The organism is Reyranella massiliensis 521, from assembly GCF_000312425.1.
Classification (GTDB): domain Bacteria; phylum Pseudomonadota; class Alphaproteobacteria; order Reyranellales; family Reyranellaceae; genus Reyranella; species Reyranella massiliensis.
In genome coordinates, this window is record NZ_HE997181.1 from 1,838,729 (window position 1) to 1,863,678 (window position 24,950).

The following is a 24,950-nucleotide window of genomic DNA, read 5'->3' on the forward strand; positions in this document are numbered from 1 at the left end:
CGTTGCGGGTCGCTTACTTGGTGCCGCGGGCGGCCTTGTAGCCCGGCCGCGCCAGGCAGCGGTCGAGCCAGGCGCCGGCATTGGGGAATGGGGTGAAGTCGAACTTGATCGGCTTGGCCCAGCTGCAGATCGACGCAAGGTTCAGGTCGGCCACCGTGAAGGTCGAGCCCAGCAGGTAGTCGCGGCCCTCCAGGGCGCCGTTCAGCACGGCGAAGGGCTTGGGCAGCGCCTTCTGCGCTTCCGCGACCGCCTCCGGCTTACGCTTGTCCGGCGCAGTCATGAACATGTCGATCAGGATCGTGAGCAGATGGCGCTCGACTTCCGTCATGCCCCAGAAGCTCCACTGCCAGACGAGCGCCTGGTCCTCGAGGCTCGACGGCATGAAGCCGTCCTTGCCGTGCTTGGCCGCAAGGTAGAGGTTGATCGCCATCGACTCGAAGAGCTTGAAGTCGCCGTCGGCCAGCGCCGGCACCTTGCCGTTGGGATTGACCTTCAGAAACTCGGCGCCCTTGAGATCCTTCATCTCCACCGCGACGTGCTCGAACGGAATGCCGAGTTCGTGCACGATCCACAAAGCACGGGCGGCGCGGGATGCGGTAGGCCCGTAGATCTTGACAGTCACTGATAGTCTCCCCGATCTCAAAAACAAGGCGGACGATAGAGCAGCCGGTACCGCCGGTCTAACGCTCTATTCCGCTAGTCTTTATGTCGTGCCGATTCCCTACGAAGTCGCCTTGGCGAGGGCCTGATCGAGATCGGCGATGATGTCGCTGGCGGTCTCGATGCCGATCGACAGCCGCAGCACGTCGGGGCCGGCGCCGGCGGCGACCCGCTGCTCGTCGGAGAGCTGGCGATGCGTCGTCGAAGCGGGGTGGATGATCAGGCTCTTGGCGTCGCCGATATTGGCGAGGTGCGAGAAGAGTTCGACATTGTCGACGACCTTCACGCCGACCTCGTAGCCGCCCTTGACGCCGAAGGTAAAGACCGAGCCCGCGCCCTTGGGCAGGTACTTCTTGGCGAGCGCATTGTACTTGTTGGAGGGCAGGCCGGCGTAGTTCACCCAGGCCACCGCAGGATGCTTCTCCAGATGCTGTGCGACGGCGAGCGCATTGGCGCAATGGCGTTCCATGCGCAGGCCCAGCGTCTCGATGCCGAGCATGGTGAGCCAGGCGTTGAACGGCGCCTGCGAGGGGCCGAGATCGCGCAGGCCGACGGCGTGGCTGTGGAAGGTGTAGGCCATGTCGCCGAAGGTTTCGTAGAAGTTCAGCCCGTGATAGGCGGGCTCGGGGCCGGCGAGGCTCGGGAACTTGCCGCCCTTGGACCAGTCGAACTTGCCGGAATCCACAATCGCGCCGCCCATCGACGTGCCGGTGCCGCTCAGGAACTTCGTGGTGGAGTGCACGACCAGGGTCGCGCCGTAGTCGATCGGCCGGCACAGCCAGGGCGTCGCCAAGGTATTGTCGACCAGCAGCGGCACGCCGGCATCCTCGGCGATGCGGGCGATCGCCTCGATGTCGCTGATCACGCCGCCGGGATTGGCGAGGCTTTCGATGAAGAAGGCCTTGGTGTTGTCCGTCACCGCGCGCTTGAAGTTGTCCGGCTGGTCGGCGTCGACGACGTTCGCCTTCCAGCCGAACTTCGGATAGGTGTTCTTCATCTGCTGTAGCGAGCCGCCATAGAGGCGGGAGGCGGCGACGATCTCGGCGCCGGGCGACATCAGCGGGAAGAGGCCGAGCACCTGTGCGGCATGGCCGGAGGAGGCGACGGTGCAGCCGCGGCCACCTTCCAAGGAGGCGATGCGCGTCTCGAGCGCAGCATTCGTCGGATTGGTCAGGCGCGAGTAGATGAAGCCCACCGTCTGGAGGTTGAAGAGCGCGGCGGCGTGGTCGGCATCTTCGAAGACATAGGCGGTGGTCTGGTAAATCGGTTGCGCGCGCGCGCCGGTGGCGGGATCGGGGGCGGCGCCTGCATGCACAGACAGGGTTTCGAAACCGTATTGCTTGTCGCTCACTGAACTCTCCACGACCAGGGCTTGGAAAGGCGGACAATGTCCGCCTGGATCTGAAGCCTCAAATTGGCCGCGCCTGCCTCAGCCGTCAAATCTAGACCTCCAGCCACTCCTTCCTGATTGTCGCATCGGCGCTCAACGAGGCCGGTGTCCCCTCGAAGACGACACGACCATGGCCCATGACATAGACTCGCCGGGAGATGTCGAGTGCAATCGTGAGCTTCTGTTCTACGAGCAGGATGGACACGCCTCGTTCCGAGATGCGCCGCAACAGGTCGGCCACCAGTTCCACCATTCTCGGCGCCAGCCCCTCGGTCGGTTCGTCGACCATGATCAGATCGGGATCGCCCATCAGTGTCCGGCAGATCGTCAGCATCTGTTGTTCGCCACCCGAAAGTACTCCAGCCGAGACCTCGGCGCGTTCCTCGAGCCGGGGAAACAGGGCGAACATGTCCTGCATCGACCACCGGCCCTGCGCATGTCGCTTCTTCTGCCCGAGCAGGAGGTTCTCGCGCACGGTCAATCCCGGGAAGATGTCGCGATTCTCCGGTACGTATCCCACGCCAAGACGCGCGATTTCGTACGACTTCAGTCCCAGAATGTCGCGGCCCTTGAAGCGGATCGTGCCGGTACAGACGACATCGCCCATGATCGCTTTGATTGTCGTCGATCGTCCAACGCCATTGCGTCCAAGGAGAGTGACGATCTCGCCTTCTGTCAGGTGAAGATCGACACCCTGCAGAACGTGGCTCTTGCCGTAGTAGGCGTGGACATCCTGGAGTTCGAGCATCAGTGGGCAGCCCCCGCCGTTCCAAGATAGGCATCTTGGACGGCTTTACTGGCTCGAATCTCGCTGGCGGTTCCGGTGGCAATGATCTCGCCATAGACAAGGACCGAGATTCGGTCCGCAAGATCGAACACCACACCCATGTCATGCTCCACCATGACAAGGGTCTTGCCGACCGTGACTTCACGAATCAGATCGATCGTCCGGCGGGTTTCGCTGTGGCTCATGCCTGCCGTCGGTTCGTCGAGCAGAACGACATCGGCACCACCGGCGATCGCGATGCCGATTTCCAGCGCCCTCTGGTCGGCATAGCTCAGGACTCCCGCCAGGGCGTCGCGGCGCCCGCTCAATCCGGTGCGGGTCAGCACGTCTTCGACTTTCGCCGAAACATCGCTCAGGCGATCCGCCCAGCGCCAGAAGCAGTAGCGATAGCCGGTCGACCAGAGCAGCGCACAGCGGATGTTCTCGGACACCGAAAGGCGTGGAAACAGGTTGGATACCTGGAAGCTGCGCGACAGCCCCCGGCGATTGATTGCCGACGGCTTGAGGTTCGTGATGTCGTGACCGTGAAGGGCGACCGTGCCGCCGCTCGGTGGAAAGCGGCCGCTGATCAAATGGAAGAGTGTCGACTTGCCCGCGCCGTTAGGGCCGATGATGGCATGGCGCTCGCCGGCGACGACGGACAGCGACACGCCTCGGATGATGGATGTCTTGCCGAAATCCTTCCGGAGATCGGTGAGGACGAGAGCCGGCTCCCTCATGGCGCTGCCTTGCGCAAACGGCTGTCGATCTCGTTCCAGGCCCCACCGACCAACGGCCAGGTGCGGCGGAACAGAAGAAACCCGCAGACGGTGACAACGATCGCGACGCCCCAGGCCAGAGGCTGCGCAGTATCGACCTGGATCCAGAAGATGCGCAGCAACGGCCCTTCGTGCGCGTTGAGCGTGACGTGATAGTTCATCTCCAGCAACGCGATGGCGCCGACGGCCAATACGGAACCAGCGGCCGCGCTCACCAGATATGACGGGATCAGGCGATGCAGAATCCGCGCTCGCAGCGGCGGCAGGTGCCGTTCGATCAGGCCTGCGATCCCGGTCGGGGCGAACAATACCGTGATCACGAACAACAGTCCCAGATAGAGCAGCCATGCCGGGGTGACATCGCTCAGGGAAAGCTGGATCAGGCTGATCACGATGGCGCCGATGATCGGCCCGTAGAAGAAGCCCGCACCTCCGATGTAGGTCATGATCAAGACTGAGCCGGAGGCGGCCGTCGACAGATTGGTCGCCGTCATGATTTCGTAGTTGATGGCGGCCAGGCCGCCAGCGACGCCTGCGAAGAAGGCCGAGATGATGAACGACAGCAGCCGGACGACTTGCGGGCTATAGCCGATGAATTCCGCCCGTTCCGGATTGTCGCGGACCGCTGCGGCCATGCGTCCGAGCGGCGTGCGCGTGAATGCGTACATGGTGACGGCAGACAGCACGCCCCAAGCCACGATCAGGTAGTAGACCTGGATCTGCGGTATCAGGTCGATGCCGAACAACGGCGGCCCGACGCTGCGATCCGTCGTGACGCCCGACTCGCCACCGAAGAAGCTCTCCAGGATCAGGGACGAGGCGGCCACCAGCTCGGCGATGGCCAGCGATATCATCGCAAACGCCGTCCCGTGACGCCTGGTCGACAGGATGCCGAAGAGCAGGCCGAACGCCGCTCCGGCGAGCCCGGCGAAAAGCGGGACGATGAGCACGGGTATCGGCAATTGGTGCCGGCCGATCAGATTGATCAGATGGATGGCCGCGAACCCGCTCAGGCCGAAGTAGACGGCATGACCGAACGAGAGCAGCCCCGTCTGACCCAGCAGAATGTTGTAGGAGAGGGCGAAGACGATGGTGATGCCGATCAGGCACATCTTCGTCAGTGCGGTCTTCGAAGGAATGAGGTCCGGCAGCAGCAGTGCCAGCATGATCGCCAGGAACCAGACAATGGGTCCGGCGCGCCGGCCGAGCGAAAGGGCGGTCATACGTCGCGACTCCCGAAGAGGCCGCGGGGGCGCACGACCAGCATCACCAGAAGCATCAGGTAGGGCAGGATCGGGGCAATCTGGGCGATCGTCGTATGCTGGATGTCGCCGAGCACGTTGCCAGCCTTGGCGTCAACGCCGATTGCCTTGATGAAATCGTCGAGAGACACGTCCATGACGACGGCGAATGTCTGGACGAGCCCGATCAGAAGCGATGCCAGCAGGGCGCCAGGCAGCGATCCCAATCCGCCGATGACCACGACCGTGAAGAGGATGGCTCCGAGCGCTCCCGCCATGTTGGGGGAGGTCACAAAGATGGGGCCGCCGATGACACCGGCGAGGCCTGCCAATCCGGCGCCGACGCCGAAGACCAGCATGAAGACTTGCGGCACATTGTGGCCGAGCATGCCGACCATGTTCGGATGGGTGAGGGCGGCGCGTATGACGAGGCCAATCCGCGACCGGGAGAGGATCGCGAACAGTCCGACGAAGATCGCCACGGCGAGCAGCAGCACGAAGATGCGGTAGGCCGGGTAGGGGGTGTCGAACAGGCGGAACAACGGAAAGTCGAGTTCCGGAGGAACCCTATAGGGCACGCCGATCCGTCCCCAGATCATCTGAACGGCTTCCTGGATCATGAAGGCGATGCCGAATGTGAAGAGCAGCTCTGAAACGTGCCCGTGCTGATGGACGCGCCGCAGGCCGTATCGTTCGAGCAAGGCGCCGCCGAGCCCGAGCGCCAGCGGTCCGAGTATGAGGGCCGGCAGGAAGCCGATCGTTTTCGATATCTGGTAACCGAGATAGGCCCCCAGCATGTACATGCTGGCGTGAGCCAGGTTGAGCACCCCCATCATGCCGAAGATGAGCGTGAGGCCGCTGGCAAGCATGAACAGCAGCATCCCGTAGATGACGCCGTTCAGGGTCGAAATAGCGAGTTGTTCCAGCAAAGCCGTCGTCCAGGCGAGGGTACAGGCAAGGAAGGGAAAGCGCAGTGTGGGCTGCAGGCCGCCGCGGCCGGGCCGTGGGATCGGCCGTCCGCGGCGGAGCAGTCAGTCTACGGCCGCTTCATCTTGCAGGTCGTCGGAACTTCGGTTTCCTTCGCCGCAGACATGCCGACGGTCTTGAAGCCGAACGGGGTCTTTTCGAGTTTCTTCGACACGTCGTCGGACATCACGGAGACGTAGAGCGGCTGATAGAACTGATGGTCCGCGGCGCGGACGTACGTGTCGCCCAGGGGGCTCTTGAAGGCCATCGTCTCCAGCTTTTCGGCGACGGCCTTCGGGTCGGTAGTCTTTGCCTCGTCCATGCTCTGCGCCAGCATCGTGACCACGGTGTTCAGCCGGTAGAAGAAGAGGTCGCGATTGTACTTCTTGCCGAACTCCTCGGCCAGCTTCTCGGATGTCGCTTCGGGCACGTTCATGTGCCACTCGCTGACGGCGAACACACGGCCGACACCTGCCGCACCGAGCGCGGTAACGCCGCCCTCGCCATTGGCGAAGTAGGTGAACCATTTGACGGGCAGGCCGAGTTCGCCGCCAGTTTTTACGAGCTGATTGAGATCGTTGCCCCAGTTTGCGGAGATCACGGCGTCGGCGCCCGTCGCGCGAATCTTCGCAATGTACGGCGTGAAGTCAGTGACCTTCTGGAGAGGAATCAGCTCGTCGCCGACGATCTGGATGTCCGGCCGCTTGTCTTTCAGCATTTGCGTAGCTGCCGTGCGCACGGCCTTGCCGAACGAGTAGTCCTGATTGAACAGGTAGACCTTCTTGATCGAAGGGTCCTTCTGGATCTGATTGGTGATGGCCGCCGTCCGAATGTTGACGTCTGCATCGAAGCGGAAATGCCAGAAGCTGCATTTGTCGTTCGTCAGTACGGGGTCGAGGGCCGCGAAGTTAATGTAGAGCACCGATTTGTCGGGATTGCGGCGATTGTGCTTCTCAAGGAAGTCCACGATTGCGCCGGCCACGGCCGAGCTGTTGCCGTGGAATACGTAGCGCGCGCCTGCATCGATCGCCTTTTGCAGCTGTATGATCGTTTCCTGCGGGTCGAACTTGTTGTCGAAGGCGACGACGTCGAACTTCCTGCCGCCGAGTACGCCACCGGCCGCGTTCTGCTTTTCGGCAAAGAACTGCAGATGCTGTCGCATGCTCTCGCCGATGAAGCCGTTCGGACCTGACTGACCGTCGATCAGGGCGAGCTTCACGGTCGAGGCGTCTTGGGCGGGAGCGGGGCCGGTCAGGGCCAATGCGGCGAGCGCGGTGCTTGCCAGGATACGGGCGAATTTCATGGGTTTTCCTCCTTTGCACCAGCGTTGTGGTGCGACGACGCGCCTGCAGTTGCGCATCGTCGTTATCTGGCGGGCCGGGGTCTCTCGAGTCAAGGTCTTTGTGATCACAGATCACAAGATTTAGATTGTTCGTATTGCCAGATACGGGGCGATCAGCGTGATCGTCCGCCAGGCGTCCTTGCGGCTTCGCCTGGCGATGTCGCGTTGCGCCGACGGACCTTCTTTCCTCCCGCTCCGCCGGCTGGAGCCAAGGCTGGGTGAGGCGCGTCTTCGTCGTCCCGGGAGGCAATCTCTCGCTGCTTCTGCTCTTCCAGCAGATGGTCGACGATTACTTTCTCCGCGCGGCGAATGTCGCGCGTGATTCCGGCAGCGGCGGCGCGTCCATTGCCGGATCTCAGTGCGGCGAGAATCTGACGGTGCGGGTGATCGTCGCTTCTGATTGCTATGCCGCCGTAGATGTCGCTGCGCACGACATAGCTGAGCTGCGGGCCGACCCGCAGCCAGAGGCTTTCGATCAGCCGCAGCAGCAAGGCACGTCGAGCTGCAACGTAGACGAGGTGGTGAAACTCCCGATTAAGGCGGAGTGCTGCCTCCAGATCGCGCACGTCGGAGGCTTCTTCGAGCGTCGTGAGCACCCGTTCGAGCCGATCCAATTCGCGCGGCGTGATGCGGGTCGCCGCTTCGGCAGCCGCCTTGCTTTCGAGTGCCACGCGAATAAGGCAGAGTTCTTCGTAGTCGGTCGGACTGAGGATCGGAACCGTCAGCGTGCCGCCGGCCGAACCGACGAGCGCATTCTCTGCCTCAAGCCGCCGCAGGGCTTCCCGTATCGGCATCATGCTTGTGCCGAGAGCGTCGGCCAGCTCGCGGATGACGATGCGCTGGCCGGGCAGCATCTTGCCTGCAACGAGAGCGTCCCTGATCCGGTCGTAAACCTTTTCATGGACGGTGGAGTGGCTCACCGGAGAGAAGTCAGGGAGCCTCATTGAATTCTTCATGCGCACTCGTTCTGCTTTTGGTGGCATGCACCAGCGGCGCACATGATCGTCCGATCGCGCGCCATGGCTCCACGTGCACGCAATACTATTCGGTTTGATCAGTGATCACAAGATAGTGCGGCGGCGTCAAACCAGCGAGGCGATGAATTCGACGGCCTTGCTGTCGTTGGCGGCCCGCCAAGTCTCGGTGCGATAGAGGCCGAGCAGACCGTGCACGAGCCCCCAGATGCGGAAGACGCGCGCCTTCGCATCCTTCCTGTCGCCGATGGCAACGATGGACGCAGCCGTGACGCGGCGAACCGCTGGGCCGATTCCGGAGGCCGCGCCGTACCATTTGCGCAACGGCATGGAGAACATGAGGTCGTAGAGATGTCCGTTCTCGAGCGCGAAGCGGGCATAGCTGCTCGCGAGCTGGCGCGGCTCACCGGGCGGCACTTTTTCGAGCGCATCGGCAAGGTGGGCGAAGCCTGCGGCGGCCACCTCGACCTTGAGCGCATCGAGAGAGGCGAAGTGGCGATAGAGCGCGCGATGATTGACGCCGATCCGTTCGGCCACGGCACGCAAGGTCAGCGCGTCGCGGCCGCCCGTGGCGAGGAGCGCGAGCGCGGCTTCGACCGCGGCGCGTCTGGCATCGCCGTGGTGGAAGGTCTCGCGCGTCGGCTTACGGGGCACGAGGAGGCTAGGCGCGGCCGCGCGAGACGTGCCAGTTGACCTGCATCTCGCCGATCTCGGCACCGTCTTCGTTCTTCAGGCTGACGACGACGGGAAAGCGCACCTTTCCTTCGGTTTTGACCGTGCTGAGCAGGGCGTCGGGTTCGCCGTCGACGCGCGCTTCCGCCGACACGCTGCCCTTGGCCGGGCCGAGGTAGCGGATCGTCGCCTCGGCGGCGACCGGCCGGACCTCGAACAGGATCGGGGCGAAGGCGCCGGCCATGGCGGCTCCCGACGCGGTTTCGCCGAGCGCGAAGAGGGCGGCCGCATGTTGCGTGCCGATATGGTTCAGGCCCTCGGGCCGGAAGGGCAGGTGCGCCGAAGCGTGGCCCTTTCCGATCGCGTCGATCTCGACGCCGGCATGACGGGCGAACGGGACGCTCCGGCCCAGCTGGGTGCGGATCGTGTCGTAGAGCATGGTGCGGGCGTTGAATGTCTCCATTGGAGACATATAGGCGCTGCCGCGGGCTTTGTCGAGATTCCTCTCGCAGAACGGCCGCAGCCGGCCGTTTGTCAGGTTCGCGTAAGCATGGAGGACTACGTTTGCTCTCTTGCAGAACAACTGCACGAACAATGAACGCCAGCGGCGTCTTTGCTGGCGTTCAGGTCATTGCTCGGGGGAAACGACAGCGTGAATCGATATTTGAGTAAGGACTTCCTGTCCGGGCTGATGTTCGTCGGCTTCGGCCTGGCGACGCTCTACTTCGGACAGAAGCTGGCCATCGGCACGGCCGTACGCATGGGGCCGGGCTACGTGCCGCGCATGCTGTCGCTGATCCTCCTGGGATTGGGCCTCCTAATTTGCGTGTTCGCGCTGATCAATCCCGGCGAGCAGGTCGAGAAGCCGAAGTGGAAGCCGATCACCCTGGTAACCATCGGCATCGTCTGTTTCGCGCTCCTCCTCGAACGCGCCGGCCTCTTTCCGGCGCTGGTCGTGCTGATCCTGATCTCCTCGCTCGCCGGCGAGGAATTCAAGCTCCTCGAAGTGATCGGCAACATCGTGGTGCTGTCGATTCTCTGCGTCATCGTCTTCAAGCTCGGACTGGGCATGAACATCTCGATCCTGCAAGGGGTGTGGTAAGATGGATCTGCTGCACAATCTGGCCCTCGGACTGGGCGTCGCCGTCAGCCTGCAGAACCTCACTTACGCCTTGCTGGGCTGCATGGTCGGCACGCTGATCGGCGTGCTGCCCGGCATCGGGCCCGTGGCGACCATCGCCATGCTGCTGCCGATCACCTTCCACCTGCCGCCGACGGCCTCGCTGATCATGCTGGCCGGCATCTATTACGGCGCACAGTATGGTGGTTCGACGACCTCGATCCTGGTCAACCTGCCAGGCGAAGCCTCGTCGGTGGTGACCTGTCTCGACGGCTACCAGATGGCCCGCAACGGGCGAGCGGGGGCGGCGCTCTCGATCTCGGCGGTAGGTTCGTTCTTCGCCGGCACGGTCGGCACCATCCTGATCGTGCTGTTCGCCGAGCCATTGACCCTGATGGCGCAAAAATTCGGTCCGGCCGACTACTGTTCGCTGATGGCGCTGGGCCTGATCGCGGCGATCGTGCTGGCCAGCGGTTCGGTCACTAAGGCCATCGCCATGGTCTTCCTCGGCCTGCTGTTCGGCCTGGTCGGCACCGACGTCAACACCGGCGCCCAGCGCTACACGTTCGACATCCCCGAACTCAGCGACGGCATCGACTTTGCGCCGATCGCGATGGGCCTGTTCGGCATCGCCGAGATCGTGGTCAACCTGGAACGGCATCTCACGCGAACGGGCGCGATCAAGGTTTCCTCGCTGTGGCCGACCAGAGACGAAATGCGGCGGGCCATTCCCGCAGTCCTGCGCGGCACCACCCTGGGCTCGATCCTCGGCGTGCTGCCGGGCGGTGGTCCGACGCTGGGTGCCTTCTCGGCCTATACGCTCGAGAAGAAGCTCTCGAAGACGCCGCAGATGTTCGGCAAGGGCGCAGTCGAAGGCGTGGCGGCACCCGAGGCCGCGAACAATGCCGCAGCGCAGACCTCGTTCATCCCCATGCTGACCCTGGGCATCCCGTCCAACGCCGTGATGGCCCTGATGGTCGGCGCCATGATCATCCAGGGCATCCAGCCGGGGCCTGAGGTCATGACCAAGAAGCCGGATCTCTTCTGGGGCATGATCGTCTCGATGTGGATCGGCAACGCCATGCTGGTCATCATCAACCTGCCGATGATCGGCATGTGGGTGAAGCTGCTGACGGTGCCGTACCGCTTCCTGGCTCCGGCGATCCTGCTCTTCTGCTGCATCGGCGCGTACAGCCTGCAGAACAGCACCTTCCACGTGATGCAGGTCGCCGTCTTCGGCGTGCTGGGCTACATCTTCGTGCGATTGGGCTGCGAGGGCGCGCCGTTCCTGCTGGGACTGGTGCTGGGACCGCAGATGGAAGAGTACTTCCGTCGCGCTATGCTGCTGTCGCGTGGCGATCCAATGGTCTTCCTCGAACGTCCGATCAGCCTCGGCCTGTTGATCGCGACGGCTGCTCTGCTGGTCCTGATGGCTCTGCCCAGCGTCAAGAAGGCGCGCGAGGAAGCTTTCCAGGAAGAGGGCTGAACACGATACAGGCCGGACTTCCGACCTTTACCCGGAGCCGCGTGGGCATCAGCAAGCCCCCGCGGCCAACGCGGTATCCGACAATCGAATCGCCGCCCTGGTTTGCGACATAGAGGAAACGCTGCGCGGGATCGAAGGCGAAGAAGCGCGGCGTGCCGCCCTTCGTCGGAACCCATTGGCGTGGCGTGAGCGTGCCCTTACCGGCGTCGATGCCGAACACGCCGATACTGTCGTGGCCGCGGTTTGACACGTAGACGTTGCGGCCGGCGCGATCGACCCAAATCTCCGCGCCGGTGCTGTAGCCGGTGAAGTCCGGCGGCGTGGACGGCACGGTCTGCAGGGGTGTCAGTTCGCCGCTGCGGCGACCCTGACGATAGGTCGTGATCGTGGAATCCAGCTCGTTGATGACATAGGCCAGCGCCTTGGTCGGATGGAAGTCGATATGGCGCGGGCCGGCACTCGGGCGTGCGGCAACGCGATTGGCTTCGATCAGCACGCCGCGCCGCCTGTCGAGGCGATAGCCGATCACGCAGTCCGATCCTTTGCAGAGCAGGTAGAAATAGCGGCCCTGCGGATCGAGCGGATTGTGGTGCGGCCGCACGTTCTTCTGCTCCACGCGATGCGGACCGAGCGGCGCGGTAACGGCCGTCAAGGTGGTGTAAGCACCGAGCGCACCGTCACGCCCGATGGGCAGGGCCGCGATGGAGTCCGAGCCGTAGTTGCTGACGACCAGAAAGCGGCCGCTGGCGTCGAAGGCGAGGTGGATGGGGTTGAAGCCGCCGGTCGGCTGGCGGTTCAGGACGGCGATACGGCCGGTTTCCGGGTCGACCGTGTACGACGTCGCCTCGCTGCGATCGCCATGGACCGAATAGAGGCGGGTACCCGCAGCATCGAGCGCAAGGAACGAGGGGTTCTCCAGCCCGGCGAGATGCTGGATGTGCCGGAAGGCGCCGCTGCGTGGATCGACGCGATAGACATTGATGCCGTTGCCGCGACCCTGACGCTCGGGCGTGGTGTAGCTGCCGACATAGGCGAAAAGTCGGTTTGTGCTCATCCCGCCATTGTCGGCGGCCGGTCGACAGAAGGTCAACGTACCGCTGCAACGATCAACGCGGCGCCCAGGACGACAAGAACGATGCCGGCAAGCTCGCGCCGGCTCACCGATTCGCGAAAGACGCGGCGCGAGACGACATAGCTGAACACGACTTCGATCAGGATCAGGGTTCGCACTTGCGATGCCGGCGCGAGGGCCAGCGCCGTCACGTTGGTGAGCGAGGCCAGCGCGCCGGCGACGCCGGCAAAGGTCGAGACCCGCCATTGCCGCAGCGCTGCCAGGACGATCGTCGGGTTGCGGGCGAGCAACCAGCCGCCGAGCAGCAGCGTCTGCACGAGCTGGCTCCAGAAGAGCGTCTCGGCCGCAGCAAGGAAGGGCGAGGCGCATTCGAGAGCGAGATTGGCGCCGCGATAGCTGACCGCCGAGATGGCGAAGGTCGCCCCGGAGGCAAGGCCGTTGAGGGCGGCCGCATCGGTCCAGCTTCGCGCGCCGGTCGCACTGGCATTGAGGCGCGGCGACAGAAGCACGACGCCGCAGGTGGCGAGGCCAACGGCCAAAGCCGTCGTCAGCGACAGGGATTCGCCAAGGAACAGGACGGAGAAGATCGCGACCTGGATGACCTCGCTCTTGGAATAGACGAGGCCGATGGCGAAGCTGCGTGCGGCCATGGCCCGAAGCAGAAAGGCCGTGCCCGCCATCTGGCTGAACGCAGCGGCCGTCACCCAGCCGGCGAAGGTCCAGGTCAGAGTCGGTAACTCGAATCCGCCGAGCGCGAGGAGGATGCCAAGCCACAATGTCAGTACGGGCATGCCGTAGAGGAAGCGCACCAGCGTTGCGCCGAGCGTGCCCAGCTCGCCGATCAAGTGTCGCTGCGCGGTATTGCGGGCAGTCTGTGCTGCAGCGGCAAAGACGGTGAGGGGGATCCAGAGCCAGGAAGGAGGAATCACGTCCTTTGCCCGGACCGGTTGCTGCGTTTGACCATGTTGAACAATTGTTCATAAGATCGCGCCAACTGGTCGTCGACCGTAAAAAAGAACGTTTGGGAGTGAATGCCATGACTTCGATCGACTTACGCCGTGCTGGCCGTCGCCAGATTCTGAAAGGCGCTGGCGCACTCGCCACAGCCGGCATCATCGGCGCGCCGGCTATCGTCAAAGGCCAGAGCGGCGCCATCAAGATCGGCGTGCCGACGATCCTGTCGGGCCGCGTCGCCGTGCTCGGCCAGACCAGCGTCGGCGGCCTCAAGGTCGTGTTCGACAAGGTGAACGAGTCGGGCGGCATCAACGGCCGCAAGATCGAAATGGTCGTTCGCGATTCCAAAGGCGCGCCGCAGGAAGCGGCCAAGGTCACGCGCGACCTGATCAACAACGACGGTTGCCAGATCATCATCGACGCCGAGGCCTCGAGCGGCGCTTTTGCGGTGCAGGAAGTGATCCGCGAGATCGGCGTGCTCTGCATGCACACCAACTCGGAAACCTCGTCGCTGACCGCCGATCCTAAGCTGCATGTCCCGACGGCGTTCCGCACGGCCCGCCAGGGCATTCACGACGCGATCGGCGGCGGCGACTACGCCGCCAAGATCGCGAAGGCCAAGGGCCTGAAGAAGTGGGCGACCTGCTCGCCGGACTACGCTTACGGCCGCTCGAATACGGCCGAGTTCATGGAGTATGCCAAGCACTTTGACGGCAATATCCAGGTAGTCGAGGAATCCTGGCCGAAGCTCTTCCAGCCCGACTACACCGAGGTCGTGACCAAGGTGCTGAACGCCAAGGCCGACGCCATGTATTCGGCGTTGTGGGGCGGCGATCTGGTGGCCTTCATCGACCAGGCCAATCTCTACGGCCTGTTCGACAAGCAGGCTTCCTTCATGGTCAATCTCGGCGACTACGGCGTCGTCGATCAGGTCAAGCAGTTCCCGCAGGGCGTCTACTCGGGCGGTCGCTACAACCGCACGGTGCCGCCGACCAAGGAAAACGAGGAGTGGTACCAGAACTACGTCAAGACCCAGAAGCACAAGCCGACCAACTGGTCGTGGGAGAATGACGTGGCGGCCCAGATGGTCGTCGAGGCGCTCAAGAAGACCAACGGCGACACTAACGGCAAGAAGCTCGCCGAAGTGATCAAGGGCCTGACGATCAAGACACAGTTCGGCGTCGGCGGCTCGGTGACCATGCGGGCTGAAGACAATACGCTGGTGAATTACATCATCGGTTACGGCGTCTCGCTCTCCAAGGAGCCGTATATTGCCGACTTCCAGACCTCGCCCTGGGAGCCGATCTACGAGCTCGAGAAGCAGTGGAAGAAGAAGCAGGGTTACGCCTGATCCACTCAGTCGCTGCACTGTTCTCGCCAGCCCTTTCCGCCGTGTGGCGGAGAGGAGTGATGGGGCGAACAAGAAAATCTGGGAGTTCCCGTGGATCTTGACGCGTTGATGCGCTGCGTCGGAACGACGTCGTGTGTCGTGACCCAACTTACCAGCGGCATGATCATCGGCATGCTGCTGTTCCTGATCGCGTCGGGCGTGACGCTGATCTTCGGCGTGCTGAACGTTATCAACTTCGCGCACGGCTCGCTCTACATGATCGGCGCCTACGCGGCGTGGACGTTCTACCAGCTCACCGGCAGCTACTTCGTTTCCGCCCTTGGCGCGGCGGTGGCGGTCGGCGTGCTGGGGGTCCTGTTCGAGCGGTTCCTGATGAGCAAGGTCTATGGCTCGAACGTGCTGATGCAGCTTCTTGTCTGCTACGCCGTCGTGCTGATCTCAGACGACCTGATCAAGATCATCTGGGGGCCGGTGTCGCTCTCGATGGGCATGCCGGTGGAGTTCCGCCTGCCGCCGCTGCGCTTCTTCGGCGGCGTTGTGCCGCCGTTCTACATTTTCATGATCGTGACGGCGATGGCGATCGGCCTGCTGCTCTGGCTGGTGATCGCGCGCACGCGCTTCGGCAATATCGTGCGCGCCGCCGCCGTCAACGGTCCGATGGTGTCGGCGTTGGGCATCCGGGTGAACCTCTACTATGCCGCGGTGTTCGGCATCGGCAGCGCGCTGGCGGGGGCGGCAGGAGCCTTGGCCGCTCCGGTGCGGTCGCTGACGCCGGGCATGGGCTTCTCGATCCTGATCGAGTCCTTCATCGTCACGGTGATCGGCGGCATGGGGTCGATCGTCGGCGCCTTCGTCGCTTCGATCATCATCGGTCTCACACGCTCCTTCGGCAGCATCGGGTTCCCGCTGTTCGTCGACGGCGTGATGTTCCTGATCATGGCGCTGGTCCTGATCTTCAAGCCGAGCGGCCTGTTTGGTCGCCCGCACAACAAGTAGGTCGGCCATGACTGGACGCTGGCGCGATCTCGCCTTGGCAGGAGCGGGGCTCGTTGTCCTGCTGCTGGTGCCGCTGTTCGGCGCCCCTCCCGCCATCCGCGACTTCATCATGTTCGGCATGGCCTATGGGCTGCTGGCCATGTCGCTCAACCTTCTGATCGGCTACTCGGGGCTGGTTTCCTTCGGGCATGCCATGTTCTTCGCCTCGGGCGCCTATGCCTTCGGGCTCGCCATGCAATCGGGCAAGTTCTCGATCCCGGCGGCGTTCGCGCTGGCGATCGTCTTCACGGCCGTCCTGGCGTTGATCGTCGGCGCGATCTGCGTGCGGCTGAACGAAATCTACTTCGCCTTCCTGACGCTCGCCTTCCAGATGCTGTTTTACAATATCATCCTGGGCTGGGTGTCGTTCACCGGCGGCGACCAGGGGCTGATGGGCGGCATCCCGCGACCGAAGTTCCTGGGCATCGACCTGGCCGACCGAACGCAGCTCTATGTGTTCTGCAGCGTGGCCTTCATCGTCTGTATCGCCATCCTGCGCCAGCTCGTGACATCGCCATTCGGCTACACCCTGCGGCTGATCCGGGACAATCAGGAGCGGGCGGCCTTCCTGGGTGTCAACGTGCCCCTGGTGAAGCTGACCTGCTTCGTGATCTCGGCCTGCGTGGCGGCGGTCGGCGGTATCCTGCTGACGCTGTTCGTGTCCGGCGCCTATCCCAACTTCGGCTTCTGGACGACCTCCGGCGAGGCGATCTTCATGATCCTCCTGGGCGGCTCCAACGTCTTCCTGGGCCCGTTGGTCGGCACGGTCATCCTGCGCCTGCTGAACGACATCACCGTGACCTACACCAGCCACACCGAACTGGTGCTGGGCATCGTGATCCTGGTCCTGGTGCTGGGGCTGCGCAAAGGTCCGCTCGACCTGATCGCCGAGCGGCTGGAAAACCGGCGTCAGGCGGCGGCGCAGGCGGTGCGCGATGCCGCCGACGCCGGGGCCACAGAGAGCCGGGCCACCGAGACCGGGAAGGGTGGCTCCTGATGCTGAAGCTCGAAAACCTCAAGAAATCCTTCGGCGGCGTCGCGGCGACCCGGGACGTGACGCTCGACTTCGCCGACGGATCGCTGACCGCCGTCATCGGCCCCAATGGCGCCGGCAAGACGACGCTGTTCAACCTGATCACCGGCCGCTTCCCGATAGACAGCGGCCGCATCCTGCTGGGCGGCGAGAATATCGCGGGACTGTCGCGGCGCGAGATCGTGCGACGGGGCATCGGTCGCGCCTTCCAGGTGGCAAGCCTGTTCCCGACGCTCACCGTCCGCGAGGCACTGGCGGCCGCCGCGCAGGCCCATCAGCGGCGCGAAACCGCGATGCTGGTCGGTTTTCCCACCGCCGCGGCCATGAACCATGCCGACGAGGTCATGGAGCTGCTGGGGCTGGCGCGCGTCGCCGGCATCCTGAGCCGAAACCTCAGCCACGGCGACCAGAAGCTGCTGGATATCGGTCTGGCGCTGGCGCTGGAGCCCAAGGTGCTGCTGCTCGACGAGCCGACGGCCGGCATGGGGCCGGAGGAGCGCTGGCGCATGATCGAGACGGTGCAGCGCCTGTGGCGGGCCCGCGGCATGACCCTGATCTTCATCGAGCACGACATGGATATCGTCTTCAAGGTCGCCCAGACGGTGCGCGTGCTGTCCTACGGCGCGGTGCTGGCCGAAGGCACGCCGGAGGAAGTCCGCCGCAACCCGCAGGTCATCGAGGCCTATCTCGGCAAGTCGGCGCACGGTTCGGCCGAAGGAGCGGCGGCGTGAGCGCGGCGGAGATCCTGACGCTCGACGGCATCGACGTCTTCTACGGCGCCAGCCAGATCCTGTTCGGCGTCTCGTTCGGCGTCGAGAAGGGCCAGTCGCTGGCGCTGCTCGGCCGCAACGGTGCCGGCAAGAGCACGACCATGAAGGCGATCATCGGTCTGGCGCCGCCCAGGCGCGGCGCCATTTCGGTCCATGGCATGGCGGTGCAGAAGTTCACGGCCGACCGGATCGCCCGCGAGGGCATCGGCTTCGTGCCGGAGGACCGGCAGATCTTCCCCGAGCACTCGGTCGAGGACAATCTCAAGATCGGCATCAAGACGGGTGTCGGTGGGCGCTCCGACTGGACCCTGGAGAAGATCTACGACGTCTTCCCGATCCTGGCCTCGATGCGCACCCGCATGGGCGGCCGCCTTTCGGGCGGCGAGCAGCAGATGCTCACCATCGCGCGCACCCTGATGGGCAACCCCGACGTGCTGCTGCTCGACGAGCCCAGCGAAGGGCTGGCGCCGATTATCGTCGAGAAGATCGGCGAGCTGATCCAGCGGCTGCGCAGCATGGGCATCACCCTGATCGTGGCCGAGCAGAACATGCATTTCTGTCTCGACATCGCGAGCCATGTCGCCGTGATCGACAAAGGCCACATCGTCTATCGCGGCTCGATCGACGAGCTGCGCGCCAACGACGACGTGAAGAAGCGCTATCTGGCCGTCTGATTGGCCGTCTGCAGCACGACCCTGAGGCCGGGGCGGGCGTCTTCGAGCCTGATCGTGAGGCCATGCAGGCCGGCGATGGCCTTCACCATGGCGAGGCCGAGGCCGCTGCCCGAGGTCGAGCGGCTGCGGTCGAGGCGATAGAAGCGGTCGAACACCTTGTCGTGCTCGATGGTCGGGATGCCCGGGCCGTTGTCTGCAACCTCCAGCTCGAAGCCCGTCTCCTGCTTGCGCAGGCGGAGCGAGAGCTTCGTGCCGGCCGGCGTGTGGCGCAGCGCGTTCTCCAGAAGGTTGGACACGAGCTGGGCAAAGAGCTGGCGGTCACCGATCAGCCTCACGCCGCTGTCGATCTGCACCTCGAGCGGATGCTCGGCATCCTCGGCGACCGGCGTGTAGGTTTCGCCGAGGCTCGACAGCAGGTCGGACAGATCGAAGTCGGCGAAGCCGCTCTTCTGCGCGCCGGCCTCGACCTGGGCGATGCGCAGCAGGGCAGAGAAGGTCTCCAGCAGCGAGTCGGCTTCCTCGATGGCGGCGTCGGTCGCCGCCTCGTAGTCGGCGGTCGAGGTGGCGCGCTCGCGGGCATCTTCGAGCTGCTGGCGCAGGCGGCCGAGCGGCGTACGCAGGTCGTGGGCGATGTCGCTCGACACCTGGCGCAGCCCGTCCATGAGCTGCTGGATGCGGGCCAGCATGGCGTTGAGGCTGGAGACGAGCTGGTCGATTTCGTCGTGCGTGCCGCGCACCGGGATGCGCGCCGAAAGATCGCCTTCCATGATGGCACGGCTGGTGCGGGTGATGGTGTCGATGCGGCGCAGGAAGTTGGCACCCAGCACGGCGCCGCCGGCAATCGCCAGCAGCAGGGCGAGCCCGCTCGACCAGAAGAAGGCGCGCACGATGGCATGCTGCATGTCGGTGAGCCGCGTCGAATCCTGGGCCACCAGCAGGAACGAGCCGTCGGGGAGGGTGAGGCCGAAGCCCATCAGCTTCGAGCGGTCGATATCGGCCTCAGGCGCCTCGCGCTGCGGGATGAAGTCTATCGAGCCTTCGACCGGCGGCATGCCGGGCAGGTTGCCGACCACGACGCGGCGGTTGGGCGCCTGCAACAGATAGAAGATGGGGCCGCGCGTGCGGAAGTTGATGCGCCGCGTGATCTGGTCGGCGAGGCCGGAAAGGCCGCTGCGCCGGTGTACCTCGGCAAGCTGATAGGCCTCGGAGCGCAGCACCGCCGACATGTCGCTCTGCATCGCCGCCGTCGCCGTCCAGTAGACGGTGACGAACAGCGCGCCGGCCGAGAGGATGAACAGGACGGCGTAGAGCAGCGGCAGGCGGAAGCTTGCCGAGCGCAGGATCCTAATCAGGCGCCCGGACGACATAGCCGGCCCCCCTGATCGTATGGAGCAGGGGCTTGTCGAAACCCTTGTCGATCTTGGAGCGCAGCCGGCTGATATGCGTCTCGACGATGTTGGTCTTGGGGTCGAAGTGGAAGTCCCAGACCTTTTCGAGGAGCATGGTGCGCGTCACCACCTCGCCGGCATGGCGCAACAGATACTCCAGGATTTTGAACTCCTGGGCCAGCAGATCGATGCGCTTGCCGCCGCGTGTCACGGTGCGCGCCAGCAGGTCCATCTCGAGATCGCCGACGCCCAGCGAGGTTGCTGCCACGATCGGCGGCCGGCGGGCGAGGGCGCCGATGCGCGCCCGCAGCTCGGCGAAGGCGAAGGGCTTGGTGAGGTAGTCGTCGCCGCCGGCTTCGAGGCCGGCCACGCGATCGTCGACGCCGCCCATCGTGGTGAGGAAGAGCACCGGCGCCGTCATGCCGGAGGCGCGCGCGGCCTTCACGAGCGAGAGCCCGTCCATCGCCGGCAGCATGCGGTCGACGATCAGCACGTCATACTTCTCGCCCGTGGCGAGGTAGAGCCCGTCGCGGCCGTTGTCGGCGTGGTCGACCACATGGCCGTGCTCGCGCAGGCCTTTGGCGATGTAGTCGGCGGTCTGTTTGTCGTCTTCAACGAGGAGGATTTTCACGACGCCCGTCTAACCGGCGCCGAGCCCCGGCGCAACGCTCCCCAACTATACAAACATTCAATCTGGCGGCCATCGGGACGCTACAGGTCGAAGCCCATATTCCGCGTGCCCCCAAGGAGGAGGTTTTAGATTATGAGCAAGACCAAGACCCGTATTCTGACTGCCCTGGCGCTGACGACCGCTCTCACGGCGCCGGCGCTCATCGCGCCGATGTTCACCGCGCCGGCAGCCGTTGCCGGCCAGCCTGTGGCCGCAGTCCAGGATTTCTCGGATCTGGCCGCCAAAGTCACCCCCGCCGTCGTGAACGTGGCCGTGACCATGAAGGCCGGCGCCGAGGATGGCGACGAGGCCCGCATGTCGGGCAACGCTCAGCAGCAGCAGATGGAAGAGTTCATGAAGCGCTTTGCCGAGCGCTTCGGCCAGCCAATGCAGCCGGGCCCGCGTCCGGACGGCAAGCGTGCGCCGTCGAAGGAGAAGGCCCAGGCCGTCGGCACGGGCTTCATCGTCGATGCTAAGGGCACGATCGTCACGAACTACCACGTGGTCGGCAAGGCCGACTCGATCACCATCACCATGGCGGACGGCACCAAGCTGCCGGCCAAGATGCTGGGTGGCGACGAGAAGACGGACCTGGCCGTGCTCAAGGTCGAGAGCGACAAGCCGCTGCCGTTCGTCACCTTCGGCGACGCCGGCAAGGTGCGCGTCGGCCAGGCGGTGATGGCAGTCGGCAACCCGTTCGGCCTTGGTGGCACCGTGACCACCGGCATCGTGTCGGCGCGCGGCCGTGACATCCACTCCGGTCCGTTCGACGATTACATCCAGACCGACGCGGCCATCAACCGCGGCAACTCGGGCGGCCCGCTGTTCGACATGGACGGCAAGGTGATCGGCATCAACACCGCCATCTTCTCGCCGACCGGCGGCAACATCGGCCTGGGCTTCGCCATTCCGTCCTCGCTCGCCGAGCCGGTGGTGGCCCAGCTGAAGGACAACGGCCGGGTCGAGCGCGGCCTGCTGGGTGTCCAGATCCAGCCGATGAGCAAGGAGATCGCCGAGAGCCTGTCGCTCAACAGCGAGAAGGGTGCCCTGGTGGCGATGGTCCAGCCGGACAGCCCCGCTCTGGCCGCCGGCGTGAAGTCGGGCGACGTGATCGTGAGCGTCGACGGCAAGAAGATCGAGGGCGTCAAGGAGCTGACGCGCATGATCTCCGCCATCAAGCCGGGCACGTCGGTGAAGCTGGGTGTGTGGCGCGACGGCAAGGACATGAGCCTGACGGCGAAGGTCGGCGACCAGAAGGAAGAGTCGGCGATCATCAAGGCCAAGGCCGACGGCAAGTCGGGTGAGGCTGCCAAGGCTCAGCCGCTGTCCTACGGCGTGTCGCTGGCGCCGCTCTCCTCGGAGGCGCGCAAGCAGCTCGGCCTCGACGGCGAGATGAAGGGTGTCGTAGTGGCCACGGTCGAGCCGGGCAGCCCGGCCGACGACCAGGGCCTGAAGGCCGGCGACGTCCTGCAGCAGGTCGGCAAGGACTCCGTCGACAGCCCGAAGAGCGCCGTCGAGAAGCTCACGGAAGCGAAGAAGACCGGCAAGCCGGTGCTGATGAAGGTGTATCGCGAAGGCATGACCCGCTTCGTCGCGATCTCTCCCCGCAGCGCCTGAGGCCGGTAGGACCCACTCAAGGGAGGCTCCAGTAACGCCTGGAGACTTGGGGGCGGGGTTGGTGCCTGGGCTATCTCTCCCCGGGTCATGGGTGCCAACCCCGTTCGCAGTTCCTAATCCGAGTTGGGTGGAGGCCCCCGCCGCCACCCACTACCTACCGCCCCGCACCGCAAACTCATCCCCGGGTTGGTGTTGGGCGGTTTTTTTGAGCGAATTCGTTAAGGGGGAGGCAGCCGGTCAACGGCTGTCTTGGGAGGGTGGGGCTAGGCAGCGTACGTACCTAGTACCCACTCTTTTCGCTGCCAGCCTACAGGGCTGGCATTACTTCTTTGGCCAGAAGCTCGACCGAGCGCGCCGATTCCTCGAACGACAGATCGCCAAAGGCGAGCCGGCAGAGGCAGTAGTTGATGCCGGCAATCTCGTTGTCGCGCATCAGCCGGTCGCGCACGGTCGAGGGTGACCCGGCGATGATGTAGCCACCCTCCAGAGCGGCCTCGAATTCGGCAGGGATCATCTGCCGCGGCAGGCCGACCCCGTTTTCGCGCCAGAGATGAATGAGGGCGTCGTACCACAATGCGAAGGCACGCTTGGCGGCCGACTGCGCTTCATTGTCGGTTTCGCCGACCACGACATGGCGGCTGAGTCCGATCAGGGGCATGTCTTCCTCGGCGCGGTCCAGCGCCTTCCAGGCCGCGCGATAGCGGGCGGCGAACTGGCCGACGGCCTCGGCCTTCATGCCGACCACCGTATTGCAGGCCTGCTGCGCCAGCCGGTCCGCGCTCTCCAGAGAGTTGGCGCCATACCAGAGCGGCGGGTGCGGGCGTTGCACGGGCCGCATCTCCATCGGCACGTCCTTGAAGGTGAAGAATTTGCCTTGATGGTCGAGACGCTCCCGCGTCAGCCCCTTGAGGAGGACTTGCAGCGCTTCGGCAAAACGTTCCGGCCCCGTGGCGGGGTCGACGCCATAGTAGCCGACTTCATAGGGAGAGATGCCGCGCCCGACGCCGAGTTCCAGCCGGCCACCGCTCATCTGGTCGAGCATGCAGATCTCGTCGATCAGCCGCAGCGGGTGGTAGAGGTTCACGGTGTAGACCAGCGGCCCGAAGCGCAGCCGCTTGGTCCGCTGCGCCACGGCAGCGAGGAAGACGCTGGGCGACGGCGCCATGCCCAGCGGCGTCGCGTGATGCTCGGCCAGATGATAGGCGTAGAAGCCCGCGCGCTCGTAGAGTTCGACCAGGCGCAGGCGATCTTCGAATTGCCGGCCGAGGTCGGGGCCGGCGCGATCCATGTGGTCGAAGACGCCGAATTTCAAAGCGCGCGTTTCTTCGAGGAGATCACACCGCTGGCGATGCCGTGCCACTCGATCGTGCCGGCGAGGCGGGAGTGCTCGATCTTCGGGCAGCGGTTCATCACGACCCTGAGGCCGGCCTTCTCGGCGCGCTCGGCCGCGGCTTCGTTCACGACGCCGAGCTGCATCCACACGATCTTCGCGCCGTGCCGGATGGCCTCGTCGGTAATGGGGCCGGCGGCTTGGGAATTGCGGAAGATATCGACCATGTCGGCCTTGACCGGCAGCTCGTCCAGCGAGGCGTAGACCTTCTGGCCCAGGATCTCCTGGCCGGCGGCGGCCGGGTTGACGGGGATGACCTTGTATCCCCAGTCTAGCAAGTATTTCATCGCGAAATAGGACGGTCGATTCCAGTTGGCCGAAGCGCCCACCATGGCGATGGTCTTGGTGTCGCGCAGGATCTTGCGCAGGTAGTTGTCTTCGTAATGGTCGCTGAAGGCGGCTGGCATGGGGGGAGTATACATGGCTCTGCCGAAGCTGTTCGAACCGATTTCGATCCGTGATGTCGCCCTGAAGAACCGCGTCGTCGTGGCGCCCATGCACCAGTATTCGGCGGTCAAGGGTTTCGCCACCGATTGGCACCTGATGAATGCCGGACGCTATGCCGCCGGCGGCGCCGGCCTCGTCATCATGGAGTCAACCAAGGTCGAGCGGCGCGGCTGCGGCACGATCGGCGATCTCGGCCTGTGGGACGATGCCTTCGTGCCCGGGCTGAAGCGCTGCACCGATTTCATCCGCCTGCACAATTCGGTTCCCGGCATCCAGCTCGGCCATTCCGGCCGCAAGGCGCGGCGCTTCCGTCCCTGGGAAGGCGGGGCACCGCTGAAGCCATCGCCCGAGATCGACGACTGGGATCAATGGGAACTGGTGTCGTCGAGCGGCATAAACTCGCCCGAGTCCGATCCGACGCCACGCGCCCTTACCCGCGCGGAGATCCCCGAGGTCGTCGAGCGCTGGGGGCAGGCGGCCCGGCGTGCCCACGAGGCAGGCTTTGACGTGCTCGATGTCCATGCCGCGCACGGCTACCTGATCCACCAGTTCCTCTCGCCGTTCTCCAACGTGCGCAACGACGAGTATGGCGGCAGCGAACTCAACCGCATGCGCTTCTGCATCGAGGTGGTGGAGAGCGTGCGCGCCCACTGGCCGGCGTCGAAGCCGCTGTTTGTGCGCTTCTCCGTCGAGGACGACGCTGGCTGGGGCCCGGACCAGAGCGTCGCCCTGGCCAAGATCCTGAAGCCCAAGGGCGTCGACGTGATCGACTGCAGTTCGGGCGGCATGCGCGGCGCGCCGGTGGTGGGCTCGGGCCCCGTCACCTATGGCTACCAGGTGCCCTATGCCGAGCGGCTGCGGAAGGATGCCGACATCATGACCATGGCCGTCGGGTTGATCGTCCATGCCGATCAGGCGGAGCAGATCCTCCAGGAGGGCAGGGCTGACCTGATCGCGCTGGCACGGGAGCTGCTCTACAATCCCAACTGGCCGATGGATGCCGCGCAGAAGCTCGGCGTCGACCAGCAGTTCGGCTCGGTGCCGCCGCCGCAGGCCTACTGGCTCGCCAAGCGCGCGCAATCGGTGAAGAGCGTGGTCCCGTCGACGTACATGAAAGGCATGAATGCCGGCTGAAAGCCGATACGCCGACACA

25 protein-coding genes are annotated in these 24,950 nt (G+C 64.7%); 9 read left to right on the forward strand and 16 right to left on the reverse strand.

Annotation, left to right across the window (positions count from 1 at the left end):
• Positions 1-13 precede the first annotated feature (13 nt).
• From BN60_RS09075 to BN60_RS09120, 10 genes are all read right to left on the reverse strand, one after another.
• The gene (locus BN60_RS09075) at positions 14-622 is read right to left on the reverse strand and encodes a glutathione S-transferase family protein (protein WP_020695712.1); all 609 of its coding nucleotides are present in this window, start codon (positions 620-622) and stop codon (positions 14-16) included.
• A gap of 99 nt (positions 623-721) precedes the next feature.
• Entirely contained in the window at positions 722-2,011 is a 1,290-nt protein-coding gene (locus BN60_RS09080; RefSeq protein ID WP_020695713.1) for an O-acetylhomoserine aminocarboxypropyltransferase, read from the reverse strand.
• A 91-nt stretch (positions 2,012-2,102) separates the two neighbouring features.
• Positions 2,103-2,798 carry an ABC transporter ATP-binding protein gene (locus tag BN60_RS09085; RefSeq protein WP_020695714.1) on the reverse strand — a complete coding sequence of 232 codons (696 nt, stop codon included), beginning with the start codon at positions 2,796-2,798 and terminating at the stop codon, positions 2,103-2,105.
• The gene (locus BN60_RS09090) at positions 2,798-3,556 is read right to left on the reverse strand and encodes an ABC transporter ATP-binding protein (protein ID WP_020695715.1); all 759 of its coding nucleotides are present in this window, start codon (positions 3,554-3,556) and stop codon (positions 2,798-2,800) included. The genes BN60_RS09085 and BN60_RS09090 overlap by 1 nt, the downstream gene beginning before the upstream one ends.
• Positions 3,553-4,818 (reverse strand): branched-chain amino acid ABC transporter permease, encoded by a 1,266-nt coding sequence (locus BN60_RS09095; RefSeq protein WP_020695716.1) that lies wholly within the window; start codon positions 4,816-4,818, stop codon positions 3,553-3,555. Before BN60_RS09095 ends, BN60_RS09090 begins: the two co-directional genes overlap by 4 nt.
• Complete coding sequence (locus BN60_RS09100; RefSeq protein WP_020695717.1) at positions 4,815-5,765, reverse strand: branched-chain amino acid ABC transporter permease; 951 nt, start codon at positions 5,763-5,765, stop codon at positions 4,815-4,817. Before BN60_RS09100 ends, BN60_RS09095 begins: the two co-directional genes overlap by 4 nt.
• A gap of 107 nt (positions 5,766-5,872) precedes the next feature.
• Positions 5,873-7,105: a branched-chain amino acid ABC transporter substrate-binding protein gene (locus BN60_RS09105; RefSeq protein WP_020695718.1), complete on the reverse strand. Its 1,233-nt coding sequence runs from the start codon at positions 7,103-7,105 to the stop codon at positions 5,873-5,875.
• 152 nt (positions 7,106-7,257) lie between these two features.
• Positions 7,258-8,142: a GntR family transcriptional regulator gene (locus tag BN60_RS09110; RefSeq protein ID WP_148283360.1), complete on the reverse strand. Its 885-nt coding sequence runs from the start codon at positions 8,140-8,142 to the stop codon at positions 7,258-7,260.
• Between the two features lie 84 nt (positions 8,143-8,226).
• Complete coding sequence (locus BN60_RS28750) at positions 8,227-8,772, reverse strand: TetR/AcrR family transcriptional regulator (RefSeq protein ID WP_020695720.1); 546 nt, start codon at positions 8,770-8,772, stop codon at positions 8,227-8,229.
• Positions 8,773-8,779: 7 nt separating this feature from the next.
• Complete coding sequence (locus tag BN60_RS09120) at positions 8,780-9,253, reverse strand: DUF4442 domain-containing protein (RefSeq protein WP_020695721.1); 474 nt, start codon at positions 9,251-9,253, stop codon at positions 8,780-8,782.
• Between the two features lie 189 nt (positions 9,254-9,442).
• Between BN60_RS09120 and BN60_RS09125 the strand changes: the two genes are divergently transcribed.
• The gene (locus BN60_RS09125) at positions 9,443-9,892 is read left to right on the forward strand and encodes a tripartite tricarboxylate transporter TctB family protein (protein ID WP_148283361.1); all 450 of its coding nucleotides are present in this window, start codon (positions 9,443-9,445) and stop codon (positions 9,890-9,892) included.
• A 1-nt stretch (position 9,893) separates the two neighbouring features.
• Positions 9,894-11,396 (forward strand): tripartite tricarboxylate transporter permease, encoded by a 1,503-nt coding sequence (locus BN60_RS09130; RefSeq protein ID WP_020695723.1) that lies wholly within the window; start codon positions 9,894-9,896, stop codon positions 11,394-11,396.
• Here the strand turns inward: BN60_RS09130 and BN60_RS09135 are convergent.
• Both BN60_RS09135 and BN60_RS09140 read right to left on the reverse strand, forming a co-directional pair.
• Positions 11,356-12,450 carry a lactonase family protein gene (locus BN60_RS09135; RefSeq protein WP_020695724.1) on the reverse strand — a complete coding sequence of 365 codons (1,095 nt, stop codon included), beginning with the start codon at positions 12,448-12,450 and terminating at the stop codon, positions 11,356-11,358. The genes BN60_RS09130 and BN60_RS09135 overlap by 41 nt on opposite strands.
• A 32-nt stretch (positions 12,451-12,482) precedes the next feature.
• On the reverse strand, positions 12,483-13,397 hold the full coding sequence (locus BN60_RS09140; protein WP_020695725.1) for an EamA family transporter: 915 nt from the start codon (positions 13,395-13,397) through the stop codon (positions 12,483-12,485).
• A 107-nt stretch (positions 13,398-13,504) separates the two neighbouring features.
• Between BN60_RS09140 and BN60_RS09145 the strand changes: the two genes are divergently transcribed.
• The 5 genes from BN60_RS09145 to BN60_RS09165 all read left to right on the forward strand — a co-directional run bounded on the left by BN60_RS09145 (position 13,505) and on the right by BN60_RS09165 (position 18,285).
• Positions 13,505-14,773 carry an ABC transporter substrate-binding protein gene (locus BN60_RS09145; RefSeq protein WP_020695726.1) on the forward strand — a complete coding sequence of 423 codons (1,269 nt, stop codon included), beginning with the start codon at positions 13,505-13,507 and terminating at the stop codon, positions 14,771-14,773.
• A 90-nt stretch (positions 14,774-14,863) separates the two neighbouring features.
• The gene (locus BN60_RS09150; RefSeq protein WP_043283764.1) at positions 14,864-15,769 is read left to right on the forward strand and encodes a branched-chain amino acid ABC transporter permease; all 906 of its coding nucleotides are present in this window, start codon (positions 14,864-14,866) and stop codon (positions 15,767-15,769) included.
• 7 nt (positions 15,770-15,776) lie between these two features.
• The gene (locus BN60_RS09155; RefSeq protein WP_020695728.1) at positions 15,777-16,805 is read left to right on the forward strand and encodes a branched-chain amino acid ABC transporter permease; all 1,029 of its coding nucleotides are present in this window, start codon (positions 15,777-15,779) and stop codon (positions 16,803-16,805) included.
• Complete coding sequence (locus BN60_RS09160) at positions 16,805-17,572, forward strand: ABC transporter ATP-binding protein (RefSeq protein ID WP_020695729.1); 768 nt, start codon at positions 16,805-16,807, stop codon at positions 17,570-17,572. Before BN60_RS09155 ends, BN60_RS09160 begins: the two co-directional genes overlap by 1 nt.
• Positions 17,569-18,285, forward strand: coding sequence for an ABC transporter ATP-binding protein (locus BN60_RS09165; protein ID WP_020695730.1), 717 nt, complete (start codon positions 17,569-17,571; stop codon positions 18,283-18,285). Before BN60_RS09160 ends, BN60_RS09165 begins: the two co-directional genes overlap by 4 nt.
• Here the strand turns inward: BN60_RS09165 and BN60_RS09170 are convergent.
• Entirely contained in the window at positions 18,270-19,652 is a 1,383-nt protein-coding gene (locus tag BN60_RS09170) for a sensor histidine kinase (protein ID WP_020695731.1), read from the reverse strand. The two genes, BN60_RS09165 and BN60_RS09170, sit on opposite strands and share 16 nt — an antisense overlap.
• The gene (locus BN60_RS09175) at positions 19,630-20,304 is read right to left on the reverse strand and encodes a winged helix-turn-helix domain-containing protein (RefSeq protein ID WP_020695732.1); all 675 of its coding nucleotides are present in this window, start codon (positions 20,302-20,304) and stop codon (positions 19,630-19,632) included. Before BN60_RS09175 ends, BN60_RS09170 begins: the two co-directional genes overlap by 23 nt.
• A gap of 132 nt (positions 20,305-20,436) precedes the next feature.
• Between BN60_RS09175 and BN60_RS09180 the strand changes: the two genes are divergently transcribed.
• A complete protein-coding gene (locus BN60_RS09180) occupies positions 20,437-21,960 on the forward strand; it encodes a DegQ family serine endoprotease (RefSeq protein ID WP_020695733.1) in 1,524 nt (507 codons plus the stop codon).
• Positions 21,961-22,267: 307 nt separating this feature from the next.
• Here BN60_RS09180 and BN60_RS09185 read toward each other — a convergent pair whose 3' ends face one another.
• Positions 22,268-23,272 carry an LLM class flavin-dependent oxidoreductase gene (locus tag BN60_RS09185; RefSeq protein ID WP_020695734.1) on the reverse strand — a complete coding sequence of 335 codons (1,005 nt, stop codon included), beginning with the start codon at positions 23,270-23,272 and terminating at the stop codon, positions 22,268-22,270.
• Positions 23,269-23,757, reverse strand: coding sequence for a CoA-binding protein (locus BN60_RS09190; protein WP_020695735.1), 489 nt, complete (start codon positions 23,755-23,757; stop codon positions 23,269-23,271). Before BN60_RS09190 ends, BN60_RS09185 begins: the two co-directional genes overlap by 4 nt.
• Before the next feature lie 13 nt (positions 23,758-23,770).
• Here BN60_RS09190 and BN60_RS09195 point away from each other — a divergent pair, with 13 nt between their 5' ends.
• Complete coding sequence (locus BN60_RS09195; RefSeq protein ID WP_020695736.1) at positions 23,771-24,931, forward strand: NADH:flavin oxidoreductase/NADH oxidase; 1,161 nt, start codon at positions 23,771-23,773, stop codon at positions 24,929-24,931.
• The last annotated feature ends 19 nt before the right edge of the window (positions 24,932-24,950 follow it).